Below are 26,685 nucleotides of genomic sequence, written 5' to 3'. Positions count from 1 at the left end.
CACTCGCATTCTCGCCCATTGCCTTTATCGCTCGTCTCACACGCTCGAATATGCTGGAAGTCATGAATTCTGACTATATCAAGACGGCCAAATCCAAAGGACTAAGCGGTTCGGTCATAACAGTTCGCCATGCACTGCGCAATGCGATTCTTCCGGTTGTCACTTACCTGGGCCCGCTCACTACGGGTGTYATTACGGGATCGGTTGTCATTGAGAAAATATTCGGTATCCCGGGGTTGGGCAAGCATTTCGTGGAAAGTGTCTCGAACCGGGATTATACGCTGATTATGGGGTTAACGTTGTTCTACGGAGTCATTCTAATGACAGCCCGATTCCTAACAGACATCGCCTACGTACTAGTAGATCCGCGTATTTCATTATCCGGTGGGAAGGAGAAGACGTAGATGGCTGATCACAATATACACCCTACGGTTGACGGCCTGAAGCCGGAACAATTCCGCAAGCTGGATCGTGACGAAGCAGTAGGTGACAAGATTGTCCGACCGAGCTTATCGTCCTGGAAAGACGCGTGGATGCGGTTGAAGGCGAACCGTCTGGCCATGGTCGGATTGGGCATTCTGATCGTACTCACCTTCATGGCAACGTTTGGACAGATGATGACGCCGCACGATTTTGCTTCGAACAATCTGGATCAAACGAATCTGGCGCCTTCTTCGGACCACTGGTTCGGTACAGATGACTTGGGCCGGGACATGTTCGCCCGTACTTGGATGGGCGCTTCCATATCGCTTCGCGTAGGGTTGTTCGCCGCCTTAATTGACCTGGTAATCGGTGTTGTATATGGAGGGATCATGGGGTATTTCCGCGGCCGTCTGGATGAGGTTATGAACCGTATCTCTGAGGTGTTGTATTCAATCCCTTACTTGCTGATTGTCATCCTGATGGTCGTCGTATTCGAGCCAAGCATGACGACAATCATCATAGCGCTAACGATCACCGGATGGATTAACATGTCGTGGATCGTCCGAGGACAGATCATGCAGCTGAAGAATCAGGAATATGCCCTGGCTTCGCGCTCTCTCGGCGCTAGCATGCCGCGTATATTGTTCCGTCATCTTATTCCGAATGCATCCGGTCCGATTATCGTAACGTTAACGTTGACCGTACCGTCAGCTATATTCGCTGAAGCGTTCCTTAGTTTCCTTGGTCTTGGCGTTAGTTCGCCTGCCGCCTCGTGGGGAACGATGATCTCCGATGCGATCTCGGCATGGGACGTCTATCCGTGGCGGATGCTGTTCCCGGCCGGGTTCATCAGCTTGACTATGTTTGCCTTTAACGTATTCGGTGACGGGCTGCGTGACGCCTTTGACCCGAAGATGAAGAAATAGCTACACAGCATAATAATGGTAAGAAGGAGGAACCCAGGATGGAGAACATATTGGACGTGAAGGATTTGAAAGTATCGTTCCGTGTATATGGCGGGGAGGTGCAGGCTGTGCGCGGCGTTAGCTTCCATGTCGGCAAAGGGGAGGCTGTCGCGATTGTTGGAGAATCCGGCTGCGGAAAGAGTGTAACAGCCCAAACCATTATGAGGCTGATTCCGTCTCCACCGAGTATCATCAAGGATGGTTCGATTGGCTTCATGGGACAAGATTTGCTGAAGAAGACGGAGCGGGAAATGCAAGGAATCCGTGGCAAACATATCGGCATGATCTTCCAAGACCCGATGACATCACTAAATCCAACGATGACCGTTGGCAAGCAAATATCCGAAGGATTGATCAAGCACCAGAACATGTCGACCGATGCCGCAACGAAGAAAGCGGTGGAGATGCTCGGTCTGGTAGGTATTCCGAATCCTGAGGATCGAGTAAAGCAATATCCGCATGAATTTTCCGGCGGGATGCGTCAGCGCGTCATGATTGCTATTGCGCTTGCCTGCAATCCGTCACTACTCATAGCTGACGAACCTACGACCGCACTGGACGTAACCATTCAAGCACAAATATTGCAACTCATGAAAGATTTACAGCGGGATTTGGGCACATCCATTATCCTCATAACGCACGATCTGGGCGTTGTGGCCGACATGTGTGATCGGGTCATCGTCATGTATGCAGGGAAAGTCGTGGAAACCGGCACGAAGATGGAAATCTTCAAAAATCCGAAGCACCCTTACACAAGAGGATTGCTGCGTTCTGTACCTCGATTGGATCAGAAGAAGGACGAGCCCTTGATTCCGATTCTGGGCACGCCACCCGATCTGATCAAGCCGCCAGCGGGTTGTGCATTCTGTGCTCGCTGTGACGAAGCGATGGAAGTATGTCTGAATGACGATCCGGAGCCAACACGCTTCAGCGAAACGCATACGGCTCGTTGCTGGATGGCCCATCCGCTAGCCCATCAGGGGGTGGCGAAATGAGCAGCAATCTCGTTGAAATCCGCAACTTGAAAAAGTATTTCAATATCGGCAAAGGCGAAACATTAAAGGCCGTTAACGATATTAGCCTCGATATCAAGCAAGGCGAGACATTGGGTGTCGTGGGCGAGTCCGGTTGCGGGAAGTCAACGGCTGGCCGCACCATTCTCCGGTTGTACGAGCCGACTGCAGGGTCGGTTCACTTCAATGGAACCGACATCTACAAGCTGTCTGGTTCGAAGATGAAGGCGCTGCGCCGCGAGATGCAGATGATTTTCCAGGACCCTTATGCATCGTTGAATCCGAGAATGACGATCTCCGATATTATCGGAGAAGCGCTTGATGTGCACAAGCTCGTAGGAAGCAAGGCCGAACGCAAACGCCGTATCGAGGAGCTGCTGGACTTGGTCGGGCTGAATCCGGACCATGCCACCCGCTATCCGCATGAGTTTTCCGGTGGTCAACGTCAACGGATCGGGATTGCCCGGGCATTAGCGGTTGACCCGAAGTTCATCATATGCGATGAACCGATCTCTGCGCTGGACGTTTCGATTCAAGCGCAGGTTGTGAACCTGCTGCAAGAGCTGCAACGCAAGATGGGCTTGACCTATATGTTCATCGCCCATGACCTGTCGATGGTGAAGCATATCAGCGACCGCGTCGCAGTCATGTACCTGGGGAAGATTGTGGAGATTGCAGAGAGCAATGAGCTGTATTCGAATCCGACTCATCCTTATACGAAGGCGCTGTTATCGGCAATTCCGATCCCGGATCCGGAGATTGAAGCGAACCGCGAGCGTATTGTGCTCTCAGGTGATCTCCCGAGCCCGGTTAATCCGCCTAGCGGCTGTCAATTCCGTACGCGTTGTCCGCTTGCTGCGGAGAAGTGTATCCACGTAGAGCCGCCATTGGTGGAGACTAGACCTGGACACTGGGCAGCTTGTCACTTTGCTTAATAACAAGTTAGAGCCGGCTCCTTTCCTTGCAGGGGCCGGTTTATTTCATACAATGAAATAGTTGGTTTACTCGACGCTGAAAATATGACTTTTTTTGACGAAAACCGTTCCTAGAGGTAAAATCGAATAGGTGCAAGGAAGAGCAATCACCAAATAGAGCGGCTTCTAACCATGAGGGAGGTCCGGGTATGAGAATTGAACAATACATATGGCGGCCGAATCAGCCGTTAACCCGTAATTATATGGAACAATTCCAAGATGTAAGCTCCATGTATGCTTATGATCCGAACGATCCTCAAAGCATTCAGGCTAGGGCGAATTGGTTGGATGCCAACGAGAATCGTCCTTCGGCAGATCGAGTGAAGCTAGTCGATGTGTTGCGAGCCTACAATGTAGCCGTCGGGAATGCTCCTGAAGCGCTGGAGGCGATTGAGTCGCTCCGCGATCCGCGCACGCTCGTCGTCATAGGTGGTCAGCAAGCCGGGTTGTTCTCGGGGCCCTTGTTGGTCATCCATAAGGTGATTACCGTGTTGCAGGTAGCACGGGCTGCATCGCAGCAGTTGAACCGACGCGTCGTGCCGATATTCTGGATCGCAGGTGAAGATCATGATTTGGACGAAGTGAATCACGTGAATGTATTGACGGATTCGCTTTCTATCCATAAAATCAAACTAGCAACAGTCCCTGACAAGAGAGGACCGATCAGCCAGGTCACTATCTCCAGGGGGGAATGGGAAGAAGCGCTTGCCCAACTAGACGCATCTTTAATGAATACCGAGTTCAAAGCTCCCTTGATGGAACAAGTTCGTCAGGCTTGCCTGGATTCGGATTCCTTGTCCGACAGCTTCGCCCGACTACTGTCCCAATGGTTTGGCGCATACGGTCTCATCCTGGTCGATTCAGCCGATTCAGCCGTTCGACAGTTGGAAGCTCCAATGTTCCGCAGACTGGTTCAAGGTGAGCGAGAGCTCAGCTCTACGTTAATCGCCGCTCAATCTCATATGCAGCAGTTGGGTTTCGCTCCACAGGCCGAGGTTCGTCCGGATCAGGCGAATCTGTTCATTGTGCATCAGGGTGAACGATTGCTGTTGAACTATGCAGATGGGATGTATTCGGATAAGCGCGGACAATTGCAGCTGACACCGGAGGAACTGCTAGGAATCGCCGATTCCCAGCCCGAGCTCTTGAGCAATAATGTCATGACGCGACCGCTTATGCAGGATTATTTGTTCCCTGTGCTCTCCGTTGTGTTAGGCAGTTCGGAGATGGCTTACTGGGGTACTCTGAAGCACGCGTTTGAACAATTTGATCTGCAGATGCCGATCCTGGAGTCCCGTATGGAGTTTACGCTCGTAGAAGGGACTCTGCAGAAGCAGATGGGCAAGTATGGTCTTACTTTCGAGGACGTTATCCAGCATTACGATCGAAAGAAGCAGATATGGCTGGAAGAACAAGGATCGATGCAGTTAAAGGACAAGTTCGCGGAGATCAAGCAACGTTTCGCGGATATGTACAAGCCTGTCGTGGACACGATCGGGGAGATCAATCCCGGAATGCGCAAGCTTGGCGAAACGAATATGCAGAAAATCGTCGAGCAGATCGAATTTCTTGAGACGCGGGCGAATGAAGCATTCGAATCACAGTTCGACACAGCATTGCGTCACTGGGAACGTCTTCGCGTTTCGCTCCTGCCGCAGGGCAAGCCGCAGGAAAGAGTGTTCAACACACTCGCTTATTTGGTCAAGTATGGCGATGGCTGGTTGAAGGAATTGATTGACTTGCCCTTGTTACCGAATGGGATGCACCGAATAGTATACTTTTAATGCCCGATTATTTTATCCAAAACATTGAGGAGGCTACATATGTCAGCCAAAGAACGCAGTATTATTGCAGATCCTACCGCAGCACCAGACGGACATTTGAAGATTGATTGGGTCAAGGCGCACATGCCTGTATTGAACCGTATTCGCGAGCAGTTCGAGAAGGAGCAACCGTTCAAGGGGCTTAAGGTAGCGATTTCGCTTCACCTGGAGGCGAAGACGGCTTACTTGGCCAAGGTTGTTCAGGCCGGTGGCGCTGAAGTTACGATTACGGGCAGCAACCCGCTCTCCACGCAAGATGACGTTTGTGCGGCTCTGGTGGAAGACGGAATTACGGTATTCGCCAAATACAATCCATCCCCGGAAGAATATAAGGCACTAATGATTCATGCACTTGAGACGAAACCGGATCTGATCATCGATGACGGCGGCGACCTGGTTACGATCCTGCACTCGGAACGTCAAGACCTACTTCCGCAAGTAAGAGGCGGAGCTGAAGAGACGACGACGGGTATATTGCGATTGAAGGCATTGGAGAAGGAAGGTCAACTGAAGTTCCCGATGGTAGCCGTCAATGATGCGTTCTGCAAATATTTGTTCGATAACCGTTATGGAACAGGCCAATCCGTATGGGATGGTATCAACCGGACGACGAATCTCGTGGTAGCGGGTAAGACCGTTGTCGTGGCCGGTTATGGCTGGTGCGGTAAAGGCGTAGCGATGCGGGCCAAAGGGCTTGGTGCGAATGTTATCGTGACTGAGATCGACGCGATCAAAGCAGTCGAAGCCTACATGGACGGATTCGATGTAATGCCTATGGTAGAAGCGGCCAAGGTTGGCGATTTCTTCGTCACCGTGACGGGGAATCGTGATATTATTCGCGGCGAGCATTACGATGTGATGAAGGATGGCGCGATCTTGTCGAACGCAGGCCATTTCGATGTAGAAGTGAACAAGCCGGAGCTGGACGCAAGAAGCGTATCCAAGCGCACGGTTCGTCGCAACATCGAAGAGTATGCGTTGAAAGATGGACGCAAAGTGTACATTTTGGCCGAAGGCCGTCTTGTGAACTTGGCTGCCGGCGACGGGCATCCAGCTGAGATTATGGATATGACGTTTGCGCTGCAAGCGATGTCGCTTAAGTACGTGAACGATCAATATGAAGCGATTGGGAACAGCGTTGTTAACGTTCCTTACGAGCTTGACGAGCAAGTCGCTCGATTCAAGTTGGAATCGTTAGGCAAAGGGATCGACAAGCTGACCGACCAACAGAAGTCCTACCTGGACAGCTGGGCTGAACATTAAGAATTGTAATCATCTGCTCCGTCTTGGCTATTGAAGCCAAGGCGGAGTTTTTTATTTTAAGAAACTACCAATATTATGCAACCACTTCCTATACAATTGCGTCTGTTGCAGTAGACGCTTGCGAAAGCGGTTCAACGACTACGTATAGAGGGGGTTCCATTCAGTGGATAACAGACGGCGAAGAAGCGAATGGAAAGGCAGTAGGGTGCATGGTGGTGGTTGGGTAGCATTATGGCTCATGTTGCTGCTGCTAGTAGCGGCAGGTTGCAGTAGTAGCAGCAAGCAGGAGAGCGCACCGCAATCAGCGTTTACTTCCGCAGGGAACGCACCGTCAGCTGCAGCGGATCAGAGTGGCAGTCGTTCGAGCAGCACAGCCTCTAATACAACGGGTGTGCAATCAACATCGAGCGCCTTGAACAACGCCGATACAAAGGCGAAGCAGGAAGCCGGCAAGGCGGCTGGCGCATCGGCACCAACATCGAGTGCCTATGGACTGGCCCTCGCTGACAGCGCTGGAGCCTTCGATCGCAAAATCTTGTACAAAGCGAATATTGTCATGGAAGTGGGGCATTATGGGGATGCCGTGTCCGACATTAAGAACAAAGCGCTGCTTGCCGGAGGATATATTGTCCAATTTTCCGAGAACCGGACAACGTATGAACAGAGCGGCACGCTGACGGTCAAGGTGCCTTCTAACGGATTTACTGGATTTATCGCCGCATTGGAGCAGATGAAGCCCAAGACGATTCAGCAAAGTATTCAAGGTCAAGATGTGACCGAGGAATTCGTTGACTTAACGTCTCGCTTGAAAGCGAAGCAGGTGGTCGAGTCCAGGTTGTTGGATTTCCTCGGCAAGTCGGCCAAGACAGAGGAACTGATCAGCTTCTCGAACGAATTAGGTAAAGTACAAGAAGAGATCGAGAAGATTAAAGGCCGCATGACGTATCTGGAGCAAAATGTTGCGTTCTCCACTGTGGAAATTCGGATCTACCAAAAGCTTGAAGCAGCCAAGAAAGCGGAAGATAAGCAAACGGATTCGTTCGGAACGCAATTGAAGCATACGGCTTCGAAGAGTGCTGCCGTTATGATGGATGTGCTCCAGGCTCTAATGTTGTTCATCGCGGGTGCGCTTCCGGTCTTGCTCGTTCTTGCGATTGTAGGGACGCCGTTCATCTTGTGGATTCGTAAGCGTCGGGGGATTGCTATAAAGCAACAACAGCGAGCCTTACAGCTCAGACAGGAGAACCGATCTGCTGCGCCACCTGTTGACGATTCCTCATCCGATTAACGGCATAAACTTTTTTTGAGAATCCTGCCCTTAAAAGCAGGATTTTTTGTTGTAGTGKCGAATTTGTTCATATTGGTGGTGAAAAGTGGGTAAAAGTGGAGGAGAAGGGGGGGCGCACGGATGTTCATGGGGGAATATCAGCACACCGTTGATGAAAAGGGTCGCATGATTATTCCTGTCAAATTCCGTGATGCTCTCGGTTCCGAATTCGTCGTCACCCGCGGTCTCGATAATTGCTTATTCGTTTACCCTAAGGGTGAATGGGCGATACTCGAATCGAAGCTTAAGTCATTGCCGCTTATGAAATCTGATGCTCGCGCGTTTACCCGGTTTTTCTTCTCTGGTGCTACTGAATGCGAATTGGATAAGCAGGGGCGAGTGAACCTTCCCAATACGTTATGTGAATATGCCAAATTAGATAAAGATTGTGTCGTTCTCGGGGTTTCCAACCGAGTAGAGATTTGGAGCAAGCAAGTTTGGGAAAGCTACTTTAAACAGTCTGAGTCGACTTTCAATGAAATTGCGGAGAAGCTCGTAGACTTCAACTTTGATTTATAGCGGAGGATATTAAACGTGTTTCATCATATAACGGTTTTGAAGGAAGAGTCCGTTGACGGATTGAACGTAAAGCCGGACGGCATCTACGTGGATTGCACATTGGGAGGAGCTGGACATAGCGCGCTAATCGCTTCCCGGTTAGGTGTGGGCGGAAGGTTGATCGCCTTCGATCAAGACGATGCTGCGCTAGCCAATGCCGAAGTCATTCTAGCCGATTATATGGACCATGTAACATTGGTGCGCTCGAACTTTCGCCATTTGCAGCGCGAGTTGACCAAGCTCCAAGTGCCTGTGGATGCAGAGGGTGTCCCGCAAGTTGATGGCATTCTGTTCGATCTCGGTGTTTCTTCGCCACAGTTCGATGATGCTGACCGCGGCTTCAGCTATAATCACGATGCCGAGTTGGACATGAGGATGGACCAGACCGAATCATTAACGGCCAAGATCATCGTGAACGAGTGGAGTGAACAGCAGATATCGCGCATTCTGTTCGAATACGGGGAAGAGAAGTTCGCCCGACGAATCGCCAAGACGATTGTCGCTGCCAGGGCTAAGGAGCCGGTTGCAACGACTGGTCAGTTGGCGGAGCTAGTCAAGCAAGGCATCCCGGCTGCAGCGCGTAGAACAGGCGGACATCCCGCCAAGCGCAGCTTCCAGGCCATTCGAATTGCCGTGAATGACGAATTAGGTGCATTCGAAGACGCGCTTGAGCAAGCAGTCCGTTGTTTGACTCCAGGGGGCAGAGCGGCTGTTATTACGTTTCACTCCCTAGAGGATCGTATTTGCAAGACGACATTCGCCAAGTATATCGGGAAATGTACGTGCCCTCCGGATTTTCCAATGTGCGTATGTGGGAATGCGAACGGTATTGTGAAGTTAGTGAACCGCAAGCCGTTGGTGCCTACGGAGCAAGAATTGGATCTGAATCCTAGAGCGCGATCATCCAAGCTAAGAATCGCAGAAAAAATAGAGCGGTAATCATGAAGGAGGTAACGTAACGTGTCAGCATACATACATGGGAATTTGGCGCTTGAACCGAAAGAAAATCGCAAGCCCCAGATCAAGGAAACGAAAAAAACCGTTTATCGTCGGAGACCGATTCCTGTGCAGGAGAAGCTGCTTTATTTGTTCACGGTGCTGATTTGCGTTGTAGTGGCTGGTGTCATCATATGGCGTTACGCTCAAATCTACGAAATGAACACGCGGATCCAGATGATAGAAAAAGAAGTCAAAACTCTGCAGGTTGAGAACAATAAGTTGAAGCTGGAAATAAGCAAAGCTCAGGACCCAAAGCGTCTGCAGGAGATGGCGAACCAGTACGGGCTTGGACCGAATGAGAAGCAAGTGAATCAAGTGAATCAGGTCAATCCGATTGCTACCAAGCAAACCGACAGTCATTCGTCGAAAGCTCCGGTCGCTCTAAAAACCGAATAGAGGGGATGGACTGATGACGAAGAGAACGAAGCTACGAACTTTATGGATAGGGGGAATATTCACCCTATTTTTTGTTGTCCTCATAAGTAAAATGTATTTTTTGCAAGTAGTAGACGCTTCTGGTTTAATGGAAAAGGCGCAAGTGATGTGGGAGAAAGATAAGGTGCTACAGCCCCTACGTGGCTCTATTCTTGACCGCAACAACCATGTACTCGCTGAAGATGGGCCTTCCTATACGGTCATCGTCAACCCGAAGGTCATTAATGCCTTGAAGCAGGAGCGGGAAATTGCTCGTGGATTGAGCTCGATCCTGGGTAAGCCAGAGTCGGATATTATGGAGATGGTAACGAAGAAGAAGGATGATGGAGAATATTTCCAATGGGTGGAAATCCGTAACGAGGGCTGGAAGATCGATAATGACAAGGCTGATGAAATCATGGCGTTCTTCAATTTGGAGAAGCCCAATGATAATCGCAATAACTTGTACCTTCACGGACTCTTTTTGGAGGAAGCCCAGAAGCGCTATTATCCGTCTAATAAGATAGCTGCTCATGTACTTGGTTACTTTGACAAGAATGGCAAAGCGGTTGGTGGTCTGGAGTGGTCTTACAATAATGTTCTAAGCGGCAAGGCCGGCCGAATTATCACGGAGAAGGACCGGAAGGGGTACGAGTTGCCGGATGCGAAGGCTAGCTATGAGCCAGCTGTTGATGGGAAATCGATCCAACTGACACTGGACCAGCAAATTCAATCCTATATGGAAACAGCAATGGAAAAAGCCTACTTGCAATGGAAACCTAAGAGCTTATCTGCTGTTGCTGTGAATCCGAAGACGATGGAAATATTGGCGATGGCCAACTATCCGAATTTCAATCCAGCGCAATATTGGGAAACGAATGACACTAAGGATTTCTATAACCATGCCATCGCGTCCCAATACGAGCCAGGCTCCACATTCAAGCTTGTTACGTTAGCAGCAGCCATTGAGGAAGGTGTCTTCAATCCGGAAGAAAAGTATCAGTCGGGAACGATTGATGTGACAGACCGGACTATACATGACTGGAACACTGTGGGCTGGGGGAAGATGAGTTACTTGGACGGTCTCAAGCGCTCCAGCAATGTAGCCTTCGTTAAGTTGGGGTATGAGAAGCTTGGGAACGAAAAGTTGAAAAGTTATATCGCTAAATTCGGCTTCGGCGAGAGGACCGGCATCGATTTACCGGGGGAAGCGAAAGGATTGGTTTCGTTCAGATATCCGGTCGATTATGCTACTGCAACTTATGGCCAAGGCAAAGTCTCCGTGACTACGTTACAACAGGCAGCGGCCTATGCTGTAGTGGCAAATGGCGGCAAGCTAATGAAGCCTTACATCGTGAAGTCGGTCAAGGATACGAGAACAGGTGAGGTGCTGCAGAACAACGAACCGCAGATCGTCCGCGAGGTCGTCTCGGGTGCAACGGCACAGAAGGTGACCGAATATCTGGAGCAGGTCGTGTCCGACCAAGCGATCGGGACAGGTAAAAATGCATTTATCGAAGGGTATCGTGTTGCAGGTAAGACGGGGACGGCGCAAGTGGTTATCGATGGCAAGTATTCTGCGGATACTTGGCTAACCTCATTCGTTGGGTATGCACCGGCGGAAGACCCTCAGATCCTGATTGCGATTGTAGCCGATAAGCCGGACTTGAAGGGAGACTTTCATGATGCTGGCAAGGTAGCTCCGATAATTTTCAAAGAAATCATGTCGCAAAGCTTGCGCTACCTAGGTGTATCGGGGAAAGTGAAATCGGAGACGACAACGAATGTCGAGAAGAAAGTGTTGGTGCCTGATTTTATCAATCAACCGATCGCAGATGCTAGAAAATCACTGACTGCTTCAAAAATTTCGTTCGAGACTATAGGAAAAGGGGCGAAAATCGTATCGCAATATCCTGTCCCTGGAACGGAAATCGTCGCTGCTCAGCGAATTTATATGATAACKGAGCCGATTGAAGAAGCCGAGCTGCCGGATATGAAGGGTAAATCGCTTAGAGATGCATTGGAATTATGCTCCTATATGAAAGTGGAGTGTCTAGTATCAGGTGAAGGGTATGTGGTGAGTCAGACGTTAACGTCCGAGGGGGGAAAGAAGCAAGTTCGCCTGGAGCTGAAACCGTGGCACGAGATCCCGGATACGACTGCAGCGGCAAATGTCCCTTCTGGCAACGTGCCCAAATCGGGTAATGCAGCGTCGTCCAATACTTCGAAGCAAGGGACACCGAACCCAACACCGACTCCATCGAACAAAAAACCGTAAGGGTCATACAGACAGCTTGTTCTATCCGATTTCGCAACCGAATAGTCATGTTATGAAACGTTATGGAGACAAGTCTCTGCCATGCAACGTTTCAGATTATGATGAATCGAAGCGAAGGGGGACGACCTGCCGTGAAAGTATCTAACGTAACTGTTCGACGCCGGCTGTTTCTAGCACTCATCCTCAGCACTTTCATTTTTGCGGCATTGCTCGTTCGGCTAGGGTATGTTCAGTTATGGAAAGGCAGTGAGCTGGCACAGAAGGCCGAGGATAACTGGAGACGGATTATTCCGTTCGCGGCCAAACGCGGTGAATTGTGGGACCGCAACGGTGTGAAGCTGGCGTACAACGTGACTTCTCCATCGGTTATGGCGATACCTGCACAGGTGAAGGATGCTGAGACAGCTTCCAGAGAGCTGGCACGTATTCTGGAAATGAGCGAAGAGACCGTGCTTGGATTAGTGAAGAAGCGGGAATCTATCGTCAAAATTAATCCAGGCGGACGTAAAATTACGGAAGAAAAAGCCGAGGAGATTCGCAAGCTGAATATGCCGGGCATTGTCGTGGCGGAAGATAATAAGCGGTACTATCCGTTTGGTTCATTCGCTTCGCATGTGATGGGCTTCACCGGTATTGATAATCAAGGGCTCACCGGTATTGAGCTGGCTTACAATAAGGAATTGAGCGGGAAACAAGGGAATGTGTCCTACTTGGCTGATGCACGAGGCGGGACGATGCCGAATTCCTCTGACCGCTATACACAGCCGATGGATGGGTTGAATCTGACCCTGACGCTGGATAAACAAATTCAATCGTTCATGGAACGCGAGTTGGATCAGGCGATGCTGCAGTTTCAAGCGAAGCATGTAATCGGTATAGCCATGGATCCGAACACAGGTGAGATATTGGCTATGTCGGGCCGTCCTACCTATGATCCTACGAACTTCAGAGATTATCCCCAGGAAGTATACAATCGGAATTTGCCGATCTGGATGACCTATGAGCCTGGTTCCACATTCAAGATCATCACGCTTGCATCCGCTATTGAGGAGAAGAAAGTCGATCTGAAACGGGAGAGCTTCTACGATCCGGGCTTTATCGAGGTCGGCGGGGCAAGACTTCGTTGCTGGAAAGGCGGAGGCCACGGCAGTCAGACGTTTCTGCAAGTTGTGGAAAACTCCTGTAACCCTGGATTCGTAGTACTAGGGCAACGGTTAGGGAAGGAAAAGCTGTTTGATTATATCGGCAAGTTCGGCTTCGGCAAAAAAACCGGGATCGACTTAGGCGGTGAAGAAAATGGAATTATGTTCAAACCTTCCCGTGTAGGTCCTGTTGAGCTGGCGACGACGGCATTCGGCCAAGGGGTATCGGTTACCCCGATCCAGCAGATTACGGCGGTGTCCGCCGCGATCAACGGCGGCAAGCTATTCAAGCCTCATCTAGCGAAAGCCTGGGTGAACCCCGAAACCGGTCAGACGGTTGAGGCTGTACAGCCGGAACTGGTGCGACAAGTCATTTCTGAGGAAACGTCCAAGACAGTCCGGGAAGCGCTGGAAAGCGTGGTGGCCAAGGGGACTGGACGTAATGCCTTTCTCGACGGATACCGCGTAGGCGGCAAGACGGGTACGGCACAGAAAGTAATCAACGGCCGCTATTCGCCAGATGAGCATATCGTCTCGTTCATTGGATTCGCTCCAGCGAACGATCCGAAGGTTGTCATCTACATTGCCGTGGACGATCCGAAGGGATTGCAATTCGGAGGATTAATCGCTGCGCCGATCGTTCGCAACATTATGGGGGATACATTGCGTTATATGGGTGTGGAACCGAGCAAGGATCAGCTGGCTAAGGACTATCGATATGGAGAAACGACGGTTGTGGAAGTGCCGGATCTGGTAGGTCGCACCGTTAGCGATATATACGAAGATATGAACTCGAACTTCTTGCTAGAGAAGTTCGGAACCGGGTCCGAAGTGATCAGTCAGGCTCCTAAGGCTGGACAGCGGGTTGAGAAGGGATCGACGATTCGCATTTATTTGTCCAACCATGTCAATAACTGATTCTTTCCGCGCTGTTTTTTGTCTATAATAGATAAGGTTGCGGGTAGGTCGGATTCAGAAGCAGGAAGGAGAGGTCGGTATGCAGTTGCAGGAATTGGCCACACTGCTGTTGCTCAGCAGATTGGAAGGCGACGGTTCCATTGAAATAACCGGAATCCAGACAGATTCTCGTAAGGTCTTACCCGGCGAGTTGTTCCTGTGTATCCCTGGACTCGTTCACGACGGACATGACTATGCGGCTGCAGCCGCCGCAAAGGGCGCTGTTGCGCTTGTAGCAGAGCGTCCTGTCCCAGTAGACCTGCCTGTTCTGATCGTGAAGGATGCTAGATTGGCGATGGCCATGTTAGCAACCCATTTCTACAACTATCCTAGCGAACAGATGAAGCTGATCGGGGTAACGGGGACGAACGGGAAGACGACGACCAGCTACATTCTCGAGCAGTTAATGAGTGATATGGGTTGGCAAACCGGGCTGTTAGGGACGATTGCAATGAAGATCGGTGAGACGTGGACCGAAGCTGAGCGTACGACTCAGGAGGCGGTTGATTTGCAGCGCAGCTTAAGTCGTATGGTAGAAGCCGGAACGGACGCCTGTGTGATGGAGGTGTCGAGTCATGCGTTGGAACTGGGGCGTGTCAAGGGCTGCTCATTCCGGACTGCGATCTTCACCAACTTAACGCAAGATCATCTGGACTTCCACGGTACGATGGAACGTTACCAGGCTTCCAAAGCGTTGTTCTTCGCCCGGCTCAGCAATGCGTATCGAGAGGATCCGGCAAGAAGACAATATGCGATTCTGAACGGCGATGATAAGGCTTCGGCTTCATATGCGTCAGCTACTGCGGTTGAAGTGATTACATACGGACTCGATTTCTCCTGCGATGTGCAGGCTAGCGGAGTTCGCATCACTTCACAAGGCACATCGTTTACGATATCCTCGTTCGCCGGCAGTACAGAAGTTCGGATGAAGCTGATCGGCAAGTTCAATGTGTACAACGCGCTCGCCGCAGTAACCGCTATGTTAGTGGAAGGCTTCCCGCTGGAGCTGATCAAGCTGAGCCTGGAGCGTGTGCGGGGCGTGCCTGGGCGAATGGAACTCGTTGAAGGTCCGCGGGAATATGCAGTTGTGGTCGACTACGCTCATACACCTGATGGCCTGGAGAATGCGCTGACTACAGTTCGTGAATTAGCAGAAGGCCGAATCATTACGGTGTTCGGCTGTGGCGGAGATCGGGATCGCGGCAAACGTCCGCAGATGGGACGTATTGCTGCGCGGTATAGCGATTATGTGATCGTCACATCAGATAATCCCCGTTCGGAGCCGCCGGAGTCGATCTTGCAAGAGATTGAACCGGGATTGCTGGCGGGAGGTTTGGACGATAAGCGCTATGAGCTGGAAGCGGATCGCAAGAAAGCGATCCAAAAGGCTATTGAAATGGCAAGCCCCGGCGATGTAGTATTAATTGCGGGAAAGGGCCATGAGACGACCCAGATCATAGGCAGTTCTGTGAACCATTTTGACGACCGGTTGGTCGCCCAAGAAGCGATAAGGGGAAATAACAAGTGATAAGACGCACATTTTCACAGATAGTACAAATGGTCAACGGGTCGAACCCGAATGGGATTGACGAGACGATTGCCATTGCAGGGGTATCCAAGGATACCCGCACGATTCAGGCTGGTAATCTGTACGTTCCGATTATCGGAGACAACTTCGACGGCCATGATTTCGCCGAAGAAGCGATCCGCAAAGGGGCGGTTGCCGCCTTGTGGCAGGAAGATCATCAGCCGGTACCGGACGGCTTGCCGGTAATCCTCGTAGATGACGCGCTTGCGGCGCTTCAGCGGCTCGCACACGCCTATCGGCTGCAACTGCCAGTGCGCATTATCGGCGTGACAGGCAGCAACGGGAAGACGACGACCAAAGATATGGTGGCTTCCATACTGCGAACAACTTATAAGGTGCACAAGACCGCGGGAAATTTGAATGGACATATCGGGTTGCCGCTAACCATTCTGGAGATGAGCGAAGATACGCAGATGGCTGTTCTTGAGATGGGCATGAGAGCTCGTCACGAGATCGAATTGCTGTCAGAGATAGCGGAGCCTGAAGCGGCAATTATTACGAACGTAGGCGAAGCGCACTTGCAGTATCTCGGTTCCCGCGAAGAGATTGCGAAGGCGAAGCTCGAGGTGTTGATCGGGATGAAGGAAGGCGGACTTCTGGTCTATAACGGCGATGAGCCGTTGCTCGAACAGATGCTGCCTATAGTGCCGAAGCCAGATGGTTTGCTGCGTTACCGGTTCGGCTCGACGGATAGCAGTGATTTGTTCCCGTCCGGTGTTTTGATGGACGATCTCGGCACGCATTTTACTCTGGAAACGAATGAGTCTCTAACCTTCTATATTCCGCTGCTCGGTCATCATAACGTGATTAACGCTCTGGCGGCTATTGCGGTGTCCAAGTATATGGGAGTTAGCGATGTCGATGTAGTTAGAGGACTGAAGTCGGTTCGGCTGACCGGGATGCGGATCGAGCAGATGAAAGCTCCTTCCGGGTTAACCATATTGAACGATGCCTACAATGCAAGCCCTACATCGACCAAGGCAGCGATCGAGCTGCTCCACACATTGGAAGGCTATCGTCGCAAAATAATTGTTCTCGGCGATATGCTGGAGCTTGGGGAGCGAGAGGTCGAATATCATGCCGAAATCGGCAACCTGCTCAGCTCCGAGCAGTTGGATTACGTTTACGCTTACGGCCCATTGTCTCGTGAGATCGTGAATGCAGCTGCCAAGAAATTCACTCCTGGCAAAGTGAAATGGTTCGAGTCGAAAGCGGATATCGTGAAAGAAGTACTGCGTGTATCCGAAGCGGAAGACATCGTTCTAGTGAAGGGCTCCAGAGGAATGGAGCTGGAAGAAGTTGTGAACTTGTTACTGGAGCATTCCAATTAATCAGGAGAGGGGGAGATGCGAATGGATATGAATGTGATCCTGTTTACGCTCGGAGCTGCTTTTGTACTAGCGCTTATTGCAGGGCCGTTGTTCATTCCGATATTACGACGTTTGAAATTCGGCCAACAGATCCGTACAGACGGACCGCAAGGACATCTGAAGAAAGCGGGAACGCCGACAATGGGCGGCACGATCATCCTGCTTGCTCTCTCTTTGGCTTTCCTGCGGTTTTCCGATAAAACAGCCGATGCGGTCATCCTGCTCATTGCCTCACTCGGGTATGGATTAATCGGTTTTCTGGACGATTATGTCAAAATTTTGTTTAAACGGTCGTTAGGATTAACAGCCAGACAGAAGTTGTTCGGTCAGCTGCTCATCTCGGGTATCGTCTGCTACTTGCTTTATCGCAACGGACATAACACCGATATAAGTATACCCTTCACGGACTTCACGCTTAGCGTGGGTTGGTGGCTGTATGTTCCGTTCGTCGTGATCATGATGCTTGGCATGTCCAATGCGGTTAACTTCACAGACGGCCTGGACGGGTTATTGGCGGGTACAAGCGCAATCGCCTTCGGCGCCTATACCGTCATCGCGATGATGCATTCCACACAGGAGACAGCGATATTCTCGGCTGCCATGGTCGGTGCTGTACTCGGTTTTCTCGTGTTCAATGCCCATCCCGCCAAAGTGTTCATGGGAGATACCGGTTCACTTGGCATTGGCGGGGGCTTGGCCGCCGTGGCGGTTCTGACCAAGTCGGAATTGCTTATCTTGCTAATTGGCGGCGTATTCGTCCTAGAGATGTTGTCCGTTGTCATTCAAGTCGTCTCATTCAAGACACGTGGGAAACGCGTGTTCAAGATGAGTCCGATTCATCACCATTATGAACTTGTGGGCTGGTCGGAGTGGCGAATCGTAATTACATTCTGGTTGGTCGGCCTGCTGTTTGCAGCTGTGGCACTAATTACGCTATGAGGTGTATCAAATGAACCATCCTTCTCACTACGCCGGGAAAGAAGTTATCATTCTCGGTCTTGCACGAAGCGGTGTTGCGGTAGCTAAGCTGTTCCATGAGCTGGGTGCTATCGTGACAGTGAACGATCAGAAAACGCGCGACCTATGCCCTGAAGCCGATCCACTTACGGCTCTGGGTATTTCTGTTCTATGCGGTGGACATCCGGACACCTTAATCCATCCGGGTGTTTCGCTTGTAGTTAAGAATCCAGGTATACCTTATTCAATCGCGCCCATCCAGGAAGCGTTGCGACTGGGGATAGAAATTGTGACGGAAGTGGAAGTCGCGAGTTTGATTTGCCAAGCTCCAATTATTGGGATTACAGGATCCAATGGGAAAACGACAACGACGACATGGGTCGGCGAGATATGGCGTGAAGCTGGACTATCACCCATAATCGCTGGTAATATCGGCCGTGCGCTCTGCGAAGCGGCGGAGGAAGCGACGGCTGACGATTGGATGATCGTGGAGCTGAGCAGCTTCCAACTGAAGGGTACGAGCCATTTCAAGCCTCGTATTGCCAGTCTGCTGAACATAAGCGAAGCCCATCTGGACTATCATGGTTCGATGGAGGATTATATCGCTTCTAAGGCGAAGCTGTTCGCCAATCAGACCCAAGATGATGTAGCGGTACTGAACTGGGACGATCCGACTTGTCGAGCGCTCATCCGTCAAGGGGCGGTGAAAGGCCGATTGTGGCCGTTCTCGACGAGGGAGCGACTGCAGCAAGGGGTTTACATCGACCCGCCGCTTGCCGAGGGAGAGGCGCTCACAGACAGCCATACCATCGTATGCAGCGGTATGGATGATCGGATTGTTCCGATTGTCGGAGCAAGGCAGCTCGGCATTCCCGGCAAGCACAATGTCGAGAATGCACTCGCAGCCACAGCAATGGCGCTTGCTGCAGGTGTTGGTGTAGACGCGATCCGTACCGCGCTGCAGCAGTTCCACGGCGTGGAACATCGCCTGGAGTTTGTGAGAGAGGTGAACGGGGTAACGTTCTACAACGACACCAAGGCGACGAATTCCCTGGCTACGATAAAAGCGTTGGCAACGTTCCAGCAGCCTGTTATCTTGATTGCAGGCGGTAAGGAGCGCAATTCCCAATACACAGACATGCTTCCTTACATGCAGGGGCGAGTGAAAGCTGTTGTCTCGTTAGGCGAGACTAGGTATAAATTTGCAGATGTTGCAGCATTGGCGGGGATTTCCAACGTGAAAACGGTCGATACTGCTAACAGCGCAGCCGATACGCTCCGCTCTGCCGTTACGGAAGCTTACGCTTTCGCTGCCGAGGGAGATATCGTGTTGCTCTCGCCGGCCTGTGCAAGTTGGGATATGTTCGAGTCTTATGAAGAACGTGGACGCATTTTTAAACAGTCGGTGCATAATCTTGTATAATAGGGGGGAGTGAACAAGCCCCTCAATCTTGTTGCAAGAGGTGTGCGGCGATGTCAAAGGTTCGTTCTACTCCCGATCCCTGGATTATGTTGTCTACGTTGTTGATTTTGACGATTGGCGTTGTGATGGTGTACAGCGCCAGCGCCGTACTCGCTTTTCACGAATTCGGCGATTACGGATACTACTTGAAGCGCCAGCTCGTATTCGCCGTGCTAGGCGTGATTGCCATGTTCTTCACAATGAATGTGGATTATTGGGTATGGAAGAAATACGCTAAGCCTGGGTTAATTATTTGTTTCATCCTGCTTGTGATCGTGCTTATTCCGGGGATCGGCGTCATCCGCGGGGGAGCCCGCAGTTGGTTAGGGATCGGCTCGCTCGGCATTCAACCTTCGGAGTTCATGAAGATGGGGATGATTATATTTTTGGCCAAGCTTTTGTCCGATGAGCAGTCCGGTATTACCAGGTTCAAGAAAGGTCTAATGCCTCCACTATTAATTATGGGAGCAGCATTCGGCATGATTATGCTACAGCCGGACTTGGGCAGCGGCGCTGTGTTAGTCGGTGCCTCGTTAATCATTATATACACGGCAGGGGCACGAATCTCCCACTTGTCGATGCTGGGAATGGTAGGGCTCGCTGGGTTCGTCGGGTTGATTGCGGCCGCCCCCTATCGATTGCAGCGGATTACTGGCTTTCTCGATCCGTGGCAAGACCCCCTTGGATCAGGTTACCAGATTATTCAATCCCTATATGCCATTGGTCCTGGCGGGTTAGTCGGTTTAGGGCTGGGGATGAGCAGGCAGAAGTATAGTTATTTGCCGGAACCCCAAACGGATTTTATCTTTTCCATCATTTCAGAAGAATTAGGCTTTATTGGTGGTTCTGTCGTACTGCTGTTGTTCATGTTGCTCATCTGGAGAGGTATGCGCGCTGCAATTACGGCTCCTGATACGTTTGGTAGCTTGCTAGCGGTAGGAATTGTAGGCATGATAGCGGTACAAGTCATTATTAACATCGGTGTTGTTATCGGGATGTTCCCGGTAACCGGCATCACGCTGCCGCTCATCAGTGCGGGAGGCTCATCCCTAACCCTCATGCTGACGTCGATCGGCGTGTTACTTAACATTTCCCGGTATTCGAGGTGAAGTTGTCATATGCGTCCACGAACAATAGCGTTCACCGGAGGTGGCTCAGCTGGCCATGTCACGCCGAATCTGGCGCTCATCAGCAAGCTGCGCGAATCCGGTTGGAACGTTCACTATATTGGCTCTACTGAAGGAATCGAGCGGGGGATCATCCAGGAGACAGGCATTCCGTTCCATGCGATCTCATCTGGCAAGCTTCGTCGCTATTTTGATCTCAAAAATTTGAAAGACCCGTTCAAGGTGATCAAGGGACTGTGGGACGCCTATCGCGTCCTTGGACGAATTCGCCCACAGGTCGTCTTCTCCAAGGGTGGCTTCGTCTCCGTCCCTGTCGTTGTGGCAGGCTGGATGCGCCGAATTCCGGTTATTATCCATGAGTCTGATATGACGCCAGGACTGGCCAACAAGTTGTCGCTGCCGTTCGCTACGAACATCTGCGTTACGTTCCCCGAAACGATGCGTCATCTGTCCGCCGATAAGGCAGTCTGTACCGGGCTTCCGATCCGAGAAGAGGTATTGAACGGGAGTAAGGCTAGTGGCAGGGTGTTATGCGATTTCCACAAGCAGAAGCCTGTTCTGCTCATCATGGGCGGCAGTCTGGGAGCGAAGGCGATCAACGATGCAGTACGAGACCGATTGAAGGAGCTGCTGGATAGGTTCCAGATCGTTCACTTGTGCGGCAAAGGAAATGTCGATTCCGCCTTGGAATCGGTTCGTGGTTACAAGCAATTCGAGTATGTCACACATGAACTGCCGGATCTTCTGGCATTAGCCGATATTGTCATTTCGCGTTCTGGCTCTACTTCGATCTATGAATTTCTGGCGCTGCGTAAACCAATGCTGCTAATCCCTTTATCGAAGCAGGCTTCACGTGGAGATCAGATTCAGAATGCTGAATCGTTCCGGTCGAGCGGTTACAGCGACGTGATTCAGGAAGAACAACTTACCCCGAGCCTACTGTTTGATCGAATATGTACGTTATACGACAATCGCCAGCCTTATATTGACCGCATGCAGAGTGATTCTCGCTCAGACAGCTTGACGCATATCTTGACATTGATTGAACGGAATGCCCGCTGAGATCACATGCGAATCCATGATACACACCCGTTTCCATCCGTGTGACCGGATAAAAAATAGGCGTTTGTCACACAACCATAAGTTTCTCATACTATACACTATAGCCGTGACAGACACCGAGCATGCTCGTCAAACCTAGGCATAGCGAAAAAATACGGCCGTTTTTTTCGCAGCCAGGGTTGGGTAAGCCGCAGTTCTGTAAAGGAGGTTTCACCTATGCAATCTGTAATATCCGAATTGCGAGCCGCTCAAGTAGGCGAATTGTTGCTGAATGAACCGCTCGCTCCCTATACCACTTGGAAAATCGGTGGACCGGCGGATCTTCTTGTGATCCCAGAAAATAAAGACCAGCTTGTAGAGACGATTCGTATTCTGCACCAGCATGAATTGCCGTTCCTGCCTATTGGACGCGGTTCGAATATGCTAGTCTCAGATAAGGGTGTACGCGGTATCGTCGTTAAGCTTGGTGCCGGCATGAACCATCTTCGGTTCGAAGAGAATCGTGTCTATGTGGGAGGCGCATATTCGCTCATCACGCTTTCTGTGAAGGCAGGTAGGGAAGGATTGACTGGATTGGAATTCACCGGGGGCATTCCCGGCACAGTAGGCGGAGCCGTTTACATGAATGCGGGAGCTCATGGTTCGGATATGTCGCGAATTCTCAAAGAAGCTGAAATTGTGCTAGAAACCGGAGAACTGGTTCGACTTCAACAAGAGGACCTGCTATTCGCTTACCGTCACTCCGTCCTCCATACGCTGCCAGGGATCGTCACCGAAGCGGTGCTCGAGCTCGCTCCCGGTGACCGCAAAGAAATTGCGGCCGCTCAGGCGACCTACAAGGAACGGCGCATTCGCACGCAGCCGCTGCATTTGCCTTGTGCAGGTAGCACGTTCCGTAATCCGGACCAACACTTCGCAGCTAAGCTGATCGAAGAAGCCGGACTCAAAGGATTGCGCGTTGGAGGTGCGGAGGTTTCCGCCCAACACGCCAACTTCATTATCAATACCGGAGAGGCGACAGCCGAAGATGTGCTGCGCTTGATGGAGCAGATGCAGTACGTCGTTCAAGAACGTTACGGCATACAGCTCGTTCCCGAGGTACTAATGGTTGGAGAGAAATGACGGTTGTGACACTTCCGGTTTCAGCTTGCACAGCAAGCCTTCGGGAGGGTGAAACTTTGGAAAAACTGGTTATCGAAGGTGGGAGGCCCCTGTCCGGAACGATCCGTATTCATGGAGCGAAAAACGCGGCACTTCCCATTCTGGCAGCAAGCATGATGGCAGAAGGCACCCATCGGATCGACAATGTGCCCGATTTGCTCGATATTCATGTGATGTTGAACATTTTACGCAGCCTGGGTTGCAAGGCGGAGCTTCGTGATGAGACGGTCATTCTGGATACCCTGACTGCCAACTCGTCGCACATTCCGGAACATTTGATGACGCAGATGCGTTCCTCCATCTTCCTGATGGGGCCGCTCCTGACCCGCTTCGGTGAAGTTCAAGTGTATCAACCGGGCGGTTGCGCCATCGGCGAGCGTAAGATTGATTTGCACCTGAAGGGTCTTGAGGCACTTGGTGCAGTGATCGAAGAGACAGGGAATACGATTATATGTCGGGCTCCTTACTTGAAAGGAACGGATATCGTGCTTGATTTTCCAAGCGTCGGCGCGACCGAGAACATCATGATGGCCGCAGCAATGGCGAAGGGCACAACCACGATCCACAATGCGGCCAGAGAGCCGGAAATTCAAGACCTTCAGAACTTTCTCAACACAATGGGGGCGCGGATAATCGGGGCTGGAACGGATACGATTACGATCGTAGGGGTAACCCGACTGACCCCGAGTCCTTATAGCATCATTCCGGATCGGATTGTGGCCGGCACGATTATGGTCGCTGCTGCCATTACGAAAGGGAACATCCAGCTTACGCACGTATGCCCGGCGCATTTGACTTCCGTCACCCATGTGCTTCGGCGAGCAGGTGTTCAAGTACTCATTGACGGTGATATAATGAATGTAAGCTGTCCAGTCCGCCCGAAAGCGGTGGAACGAATCGTCACATCGCCTCATCCTTCATTTCCTACAGATTTGCAGTCGCAAGTGATGGTTTTGCTCTCTTTGGCCGATGGATTAAGCATTATCAAGGAGACGATATTCGAAGGCCGGTTCAAGCATGTCGATGAACTGGCGCGCATGGGAGCCGACATCCGCGTAGACTTGAGCTCTGCTTTCATCCGTGGCGTACCTCGGCTGTACGGGGCAACTGTTGAAGCAACTGACTTGCGGGCAGGGGCTGCGCTGGTCATTGCGGGACTCGCCGCTAACGGAACGACCATTGTCGAGCAGATTCACCATATTGATCGCGGCTATGATCGGATTGAACGAATGTTCAGCCGGCTTGGCGCCCGTATCGAACGGTTCACGCCGGTTACGAATCAGTAGTCAATGGAACGGTTTACTAGGATGGAATACTAGCGCCGCGAGCGTCCCCTTTCTCCATGTGGAAGGGGACCGATGGCGTTCAATAGGAGGTGAAGACCATGCACGTGCCTATACAGGAGAAGATGCCCGTTCTAAGAGAAGAGAAGCCGCGAAGGCGCGGGAGCCGTAAGCTGCTGTGGTTTCTGTTGCTCCTGTTCATCGTCCTGTTCGCCGTACTATTCTTCCGTTCCTCCATCAGCAAGATTGCAACCATTGATATTACCGGGCAGGAGCTGCTGCCTGTAGAAACCGTACGGCAGTCGCTTGGTGTACAGCCTGGCGATCACTTCTTCGGCATTCGTACTGCTGCGTTGAAGGAACGGGTCAAGCAATTGCCTATGGTAGAGGACGTCAAGGTTACGAAGAGGTTCCCGGGGCTGATCAAGATACATATCAAAGAATATGCGAGAGTCGCTTTTCAATTTACAGCGGAAGGCAAGATGGAGGCGATTCTGGCGAACGGCTTGGCAGTTCCAACAGGTGGACAAGCTGTCATGATGGACAAGCCGATCCTGACCGGCTGGCGTGCCGACGATCCCTGGAGACTGAAGCTGTGCGAGGCGCTGGCCCGCATTCCGACTGCCATGTTGGCGGAGATTTCGGAGATTAAACCGTCTCCCACGAAGACGTATGATGATAAAATCAAGATGTATACCCGTTCCCAATTCGAAGTGTATACAACCRTCACTTATTTACCAGATAAAATACCATATCTTGAAGAGTTTATTGCCAGAATGAAAGATAATAATGTAGAGTCAGGGGTTCTGGAATTGTTGGAAGCCGATCTCCATACTTCATTTGACCAGTATTATAATATCAAGCCTTCTCCGACTCCGACGCCAGGTAAAGACACGAAGAAGAACGGCTAGTCTTTCGAAAATAGACACTACTCATTTATTGGAAGAAATGATAGAATTGAATTTATGGAATAATTCAATTGGAAATAATTGAAACGCAAAAAAACGAATAAAAAATTAGTAAAAAAAGAGGGAAAATATAAACCGTGTGGAATATGTACAAAAGCAAAGTATGCCATATCAGGTTTATTTCCAGTATACGGGAGGTGCCAAGGCTTGAGCAGCAATGACATCATTGTGAGTTTGGACATCGGTACATCCAAGGTTCGAGCGATCATCGGTGAGTTGAATAATGGAGCGATTAATATAATCGGAGTCGGTTCTGCGGACTCCGAAGGTATTCGTAAGGGCGCAATTGTCGATATTGATCAAACGATCCAGTCGATCCGTAATGCGATCGATCATGCCGAGCGCATGGTTGGTATACAGATTTCCGATGTTTATGTCGGCATTACCGGTAATCATATTGCCTTGCAATCCAGTCACGGCGTTGTGGCCGTATCCGATGAAGACCGCGAAATTGGTGAAGTAGATATTGAGCGAGTATTACAAGCTTCCAAGGTTGTCGCTCTTCCTCCTGAACGTGAGATCATAGGCGTCGTGCCGAAGCAATATTTGGTTGACGGTCTGGAAGGCATTCAGGATCCACGAGGGATGATAGGTGTTCGTCTAGAAGTTGAGGCTTCTATCATTACAGGGGCCAAGACGTCCATACATAATCTGATTCGTGTTGTGGAGAAGGCAGATTTGAAGGTATCCGGTCTTATTCTTATGTCATTGGCAGCCGGGCAAATGTGCCTGTCTAAGGATGAGAAATCAATAGGAACGGTACTGGTTGACATCGGAGCCGGAGCGACTACGATTGCTGTGTTCAATGAGGGCAGTCTGATGGCAACATCTACACTCCCGATTGGCGGCGAATACATTACGAGCGATATTTCCATTGGCATTCGAACTCAATTGGATATAGCCGAGAAGATTAAATTGAAATTCGGCTGCGCTGTTCTTGAACATGCAGCCAGCGATCAAGTATTCAAGGTGAACCGAATCGGCAGCAATGTTGATAAGGAATTTTCTCAGGTGGACCTTGCTAACATTATTGAGCCACGCGTGCAGGAGATATTCCAGCTGATTCGCTCAGAGGTATCCCGGATGGGTTATCCAGAGCCGGCAGGTGGGTATGTGCTAAGTGGTGGTGCCATATCCATGCCAGGCATGCTGGAAATTGCCCAATTGGAATTGGAGAATTCAGTCCGGATTGCTGTTCCGGATTTCATTGGTGTTCGAGACCCTTCTTACACGAATGGCGTCGGCATCATTCAGTATGTATACAAGTATGCTCGCCAGCGTACCACTTCGGCCGTCCGCAAGACAACTTCGGCGAAGAAGCCAACGGCATCTACGGAGAAGCCTAAGGTCGGTATTATGGAAAGGTTCAAGAATTGGATCAGCGAATTTATTTAAGACACATGTGACTAGCGGCGCTATGATTATACGGGAACGGTTAGGGGGATTTGGAGTTATGTTTGAATTTGATTTGGATACAGACCAGTTAGCCAAAATAAAGGTGATTGGCGTAGGCGGAGGCGGCAGCAATGCCGTCAACCGGATGATTGAGTACGGCGTGGAGAGCGTAGAAT

At 50.8% G+C, this 26,685-nt stretch carries 22 protein-coding genes and 1 pseudogene; all 23 read left to right on the top strand.

From position 1 onward, the window contains the following. On the top strand, positions 1-404 hold a 404-nt coding region (locus tag AC1DWB_RS24830), incomplete at its 5' end, for an ABC transporter permease (RefSeq protein WP_477543780.1). Continuing rightward, positions 405-1,349 (top strand): ABC transporter permease, encoded by a 945-nt coding sequence (locus tag AC1DWB_RS24825; RefSeq protein WP_477543779.1) that lies wholly within the window; start codon positions 405-407, stop codon positions 1,347-1,349. 38 nt (positions 1,350-1,387) lie between these two features. Continuing rightward, positions 1,388-2,383: an ABC transporter ATP-binding protein gene (locus AC1DWB_RS24820; RefSeq protein ID WP_477543778.1), complete on the top strand. Its 996-nt coding sequence runs from the start codon at positions 1,388-1,390 to the stop codon at positions 2,381-2,383. Next, a complete protein-coding gene (locus tag AC1DWB_RS24815; RefSeq protein WP_477543777.1) occupies positions 2,380-3,336 on the top strand; it encodes an ABC transporter ATP-binding protein in 957 nt (318 codons plus the stop codon). The genes AC1DWB_RS24820 and AC1DWB_RS24815 overlap by 4 nt, the downstream gene beginning before the upstream one ends. Before the next feature lie 188 nt (positions 3,337-3,524). Continuing rightward, positions 3,525-5,159, top strand: coding sequence for a bacillithiol biosynthesis cysteine-adding enzyme BshC (gene bshC, locus AC1DWB_RS24810; protein ID WP_477543776.1), 1,635 nt, complete (start codon positions 3,525-3,527; stop codon positions 5,157-5,159). A 39-nt stretch (positions 5,160-5,198) separates the two neighbouring features. Further along, complete coding sequence (locus AC1DWB_RS24805; RefSeq protein ID WP_477543775.1) at positions 5,199-6,461, top strand: adenosylhomocysteinase; 1,263 nt, start codon at positions 5,199-5,201, stop codon at positions 6,459-6,461. A 163-nt stretch (positions 6,462-6,624) separates the two neighbouring features. After that, positions 6,625-7,749: a DUF4349 domain-containing protein gene (locus AC1DWB_RS24800; RefSeq protein ID WP_477543774.1), complete on the top strand. Its 1,125-nt coding sequence runs from the start codon at positions 6,625-6,627 to the stop codon at positions 7,747-7,749. A 120-nt stretch (positions 7,750-7,869) separates the two neighbouring features. Next, positions 7,870-8,307: a division/cell wall cluster transcriptional repressor MraZ gene (mraZ, locus tag AC1DWB_RS24795; protein WP_477543773.1), complete on the top strand. Its 438-nt coding sequence runs from the start codon at positions 7,870-7,872 to the stop codon at positions 8,305-8,307. 15 nt (positions 8,308-8,322) lie between these two features. Beyond that, complete coding sequence (gene rsmH / locus AC1DWB_RS24790; protein ID WP_477543772.1) at positions 8,323-9,285, top strand: 16S rRNA (cytosine(1402)-N(4))-methyltransferase RsmH; 963 nt, start codon at positions 8,323-8,325, stop codon at positions 9,283-9,285. A gap of 21 nt (positions 9,286-9,306) precedes the next feature. Then, positions 9,307-9,741: a cell division protein FtsL gene (gene ftsL, locus AC1DWB_RS24785; RefSeq protein WP_477543771.1), complete on the top strand. Its 435-nt coding sequence runs from the start codon at positions 9,307-9,309 to the stop codon at positions 9,739-9,741. A 13-nt stretch (positions 9,742-9,754) separates the two neighbouring features. Next, a complete protein-coding gene (locus tag AC1DWB_RS24780) occupies positions 9,755-12,037 on the top strand; it encodes a penicillin-binding transpeptidase domain-containing protein (RefSeq protein ID WP_477543770.1) in 2,283 nt (760 codons plus the stop codon). Between the two features lie 131 nt (positions 12,038-12,168). Continuing rightward, positions 12,169-14,097 carry a stage V sporulation protein D gene (locus AC1DWB_RS24775; protein ID WP_477543769.1) on the top strand — a complete coding sequence of 643 codons (1,929 nt, stop codon included), beginning with the start codon at positions 12,169-12,171 and terminating at the stop codon, positions 14,095-14,097. 79 nt (positions 14,098-14,176) lie between these two features. After that, on the top strand, positions 14,177-15,664 hold the full coding sequence (locus tag AC1DWB_RS24770; RefSeq protein ID WP_477543768.1) for a UDP-N-acetylmuramoyl-L-alanyl-D-glutamate--2,6-diaminopimelate ligase: 1,488 nt from the start codon (positions 14,177-14,179) through the stop codon (positions 15,662-15,664). Further along, positions 15,661-17,055, top strand: a complete 1,395-nt coding sequence (locus tag AC1DWB_RS24765; RefSeq protein ID WP_477543767.1) for a UDP-N-acetylmuramoyl-tripeptide--D-alanyl-D-alanine ligase — start codon at positions 15,661-15,663, stop codon at positions 17,053-17,055. The genes AC1DWB_RS24770 and AC1DWB_RS24765 overlap by 4 nt, the downstream gene beginning before the upstream one ends. A 21-nt stretch (positions 17,056-17,076) precedes the next feature. Next, the gene (gene mraY / locus AC1DWB_RS24760; RefSeq protein WP_477543766.1) at positions 17,077-18,033 is read left to right on the top strand and encodes a phospho-N-acetylmuramoyl-pentapeptide-transferase; all 957 of its coding nucleotides are present in this window, start codon (positions 17,077-17,079) and stop codon (positions 18,031-18,033) included. A gap of 10 nt (positions 18,034-18,043) precedes the next feature. Next, entirely contained in the window at positions 18,044-19,474 is a 1,431-nt protein-coding gene (murD, locus tag AC1DWB_RS24755; RefSeq protein WP_477543765.1) for a UDP-N-acetylmuramoyl-L-alanine--D-glutamate ligase, read from the top strand. Between the two features lie 50 nt (positions 19,475-19,524). Further along, complete coding sequence (gene spoVE / locus AC1DWB_RS24750) at positions 19,525-20,622, top strand: stage V sporulation protein E (RefSeq protein WP_477543764.1); 1,098 nt, start codon at positions 19,525-19,527, stop codon at positions 20,620-20,622. 9 nt (positions 20,623-20,631) lie between these two features. After that, positions 20,632-21,702, top strand: coding sequence for an undecaprenyldiphospho-muramoylpentapeptide beta-N-acetylglucosaminyltransferase (locus AC1DWB_RS24745; protein ID WP_477543763.1), 1,071 nt, complete (start codon positions 20,632-20,634; stop codon positions 21,700-21,702). A 216-nt stretch (positions 21,703-21,918) separates the two neighbouring features. Further along, positions 21,919-22,824 carry a UDP-N-acetylmuramate dehydrogenase gene (murB, locus tag AC1DWB_RS24740; protein ID WP_477543762.1) on the top strand — a complete coding sequence of 302 codons (906 nt, stop codon included), beginning with the start codon at positions 21,919-21,921 and terminating at the stop codon, positions 22,822-22,824. 56 nt (positions 22,825-22,880) lie between these two features. Beyond that, positions 22,881-24,149: a UDP-N-acetylglucosamine 1-carboxyvinyltransferase gene (murA, locus tag AC1DWB_RS24735; protein WP_477543761.1), complete on the top strand. Its 1,269-nt coding sequence runs from the start codon at positions 22,881-22,883 to the stop codon at positions 24,147-24,149. A gap of 98 nt (positions 24,150-24,247) precedes the next feature. Beyond that, on the top strand, positions 24,248-25,057 hold the full coding sequence (locus tag AC1DWB_RS24730) for a cell division protein FtsQ/DivIB (RefSeq protein ID WP_477543760.1): 810 nt from the start codon (positions 24,248-24,250) through the stop codon (positions 25,055-25,057). A gap of 204 nt (positions 25,058-25,261) precedes the next feature. Then, positions 25,262-26,509 (top strand): cell division protein FtsA, encoded by a 1,248-nt coding sequence (gene ftsA, locus AC1DWB_RS24725; RefSeq protein WP_477543759.1) that lies wholly within the window; start codon positions 25,262-25,264, stop codon positions 26,507-26,509. Positions 26,510-26,567: 58 nt separating this feature from the next. Continuing rightward, positions 26,568-26,685 (top strand): annotated as a pseudogene (locus AC1DWB_RS24720) (cell division protein FtsZ); the annotation flags it as partial.

This window comes from Paenibacillus sp. P4_E11 (assembly GCF_056401635.1).
Note: the sequence above shows the minus strand (reverse complement) of the source record. Positions and strands in the feature narration are given on the sequence as shown.

Coding starts and splice junctions, on each gene's coding strand:
- AC1DWB_RS24820 (WP_477543778.1), top strand. CDS start 1,388: ATGGAGAACATATTGGACGTGAAGGATTTGAAAGTATCGTTCCGTGTA.
- spoVE (WP_477543764.1), top strand. CDS start 19,525: ATGTCAAAGGTTCGTTCTACTCCCGATCCCTGGATTATGTTGTCTACG.
- murB (WP_477543762.1), top strand. CDS start 21,919: ATGCAATCTGTAATATCCGAATTGCGAGCCGCTCAAGTAGGCGAATTG.
- AC1DWB_RS24770 (WP_477543768.1), top strand. CDS start 14,177: ATGCAGTTGCAGGAATTGGCCACACTGCTGTTGCTCAGCAGATTGGAA.
- AC1DWB_RS24815 (WP_477543777.1), top strand. CDS start 2,380: ATGAGCAGCAATCTCGTTGAAATCCGCAACTTGAAAAAGTATTTCAAT.
- murD (WP_477543765.1), top strand. CDS start 18,044: ATGAACCATCCTTCTCACTACGCCGGGAAAGAAGTTATCATTCTCGGT.
- mraZ (WP_477543773.1), top strand. CDS start 7,870: ATGTTCATGGGGGAATATCAGCACACCGTTGATGAAAAGGGTCGCATG.
- AC1DWB_RS24805 (WP_477543775.1), top strand. CDS start 5,199: ATGTCAGCCAAAGAACGCAGTATTATTGCAGATCCTACCGCAGCACCA.
- bshC (WP_477543776.1), top strand. CDS start 3,525: ATGAGAATTGAACAATACATATGGCGGCCGAATCAGCCGTTAACCCGT.
- AC1DWB_RS24825 (WP_477543779.1), top strand. CDS start 405: ATGGCTGATCACAATATACACCCTACGGTTGACGGCCTGAAGCCGGAA.
- mraY (WP_477543766.1), top strand. CDS start 17,077: ATGGATATGAATGTGATCCTGTTTACGCTCGGAGCTGCTTTTGTACTA.
- AC1DWB_RS24745 (WP_477543763.1), top strand. CDS start 20,632: ATGCGTCCACGAACAATAGCGTTCACCGGAGGTGGCTCAGCTGGCCAT.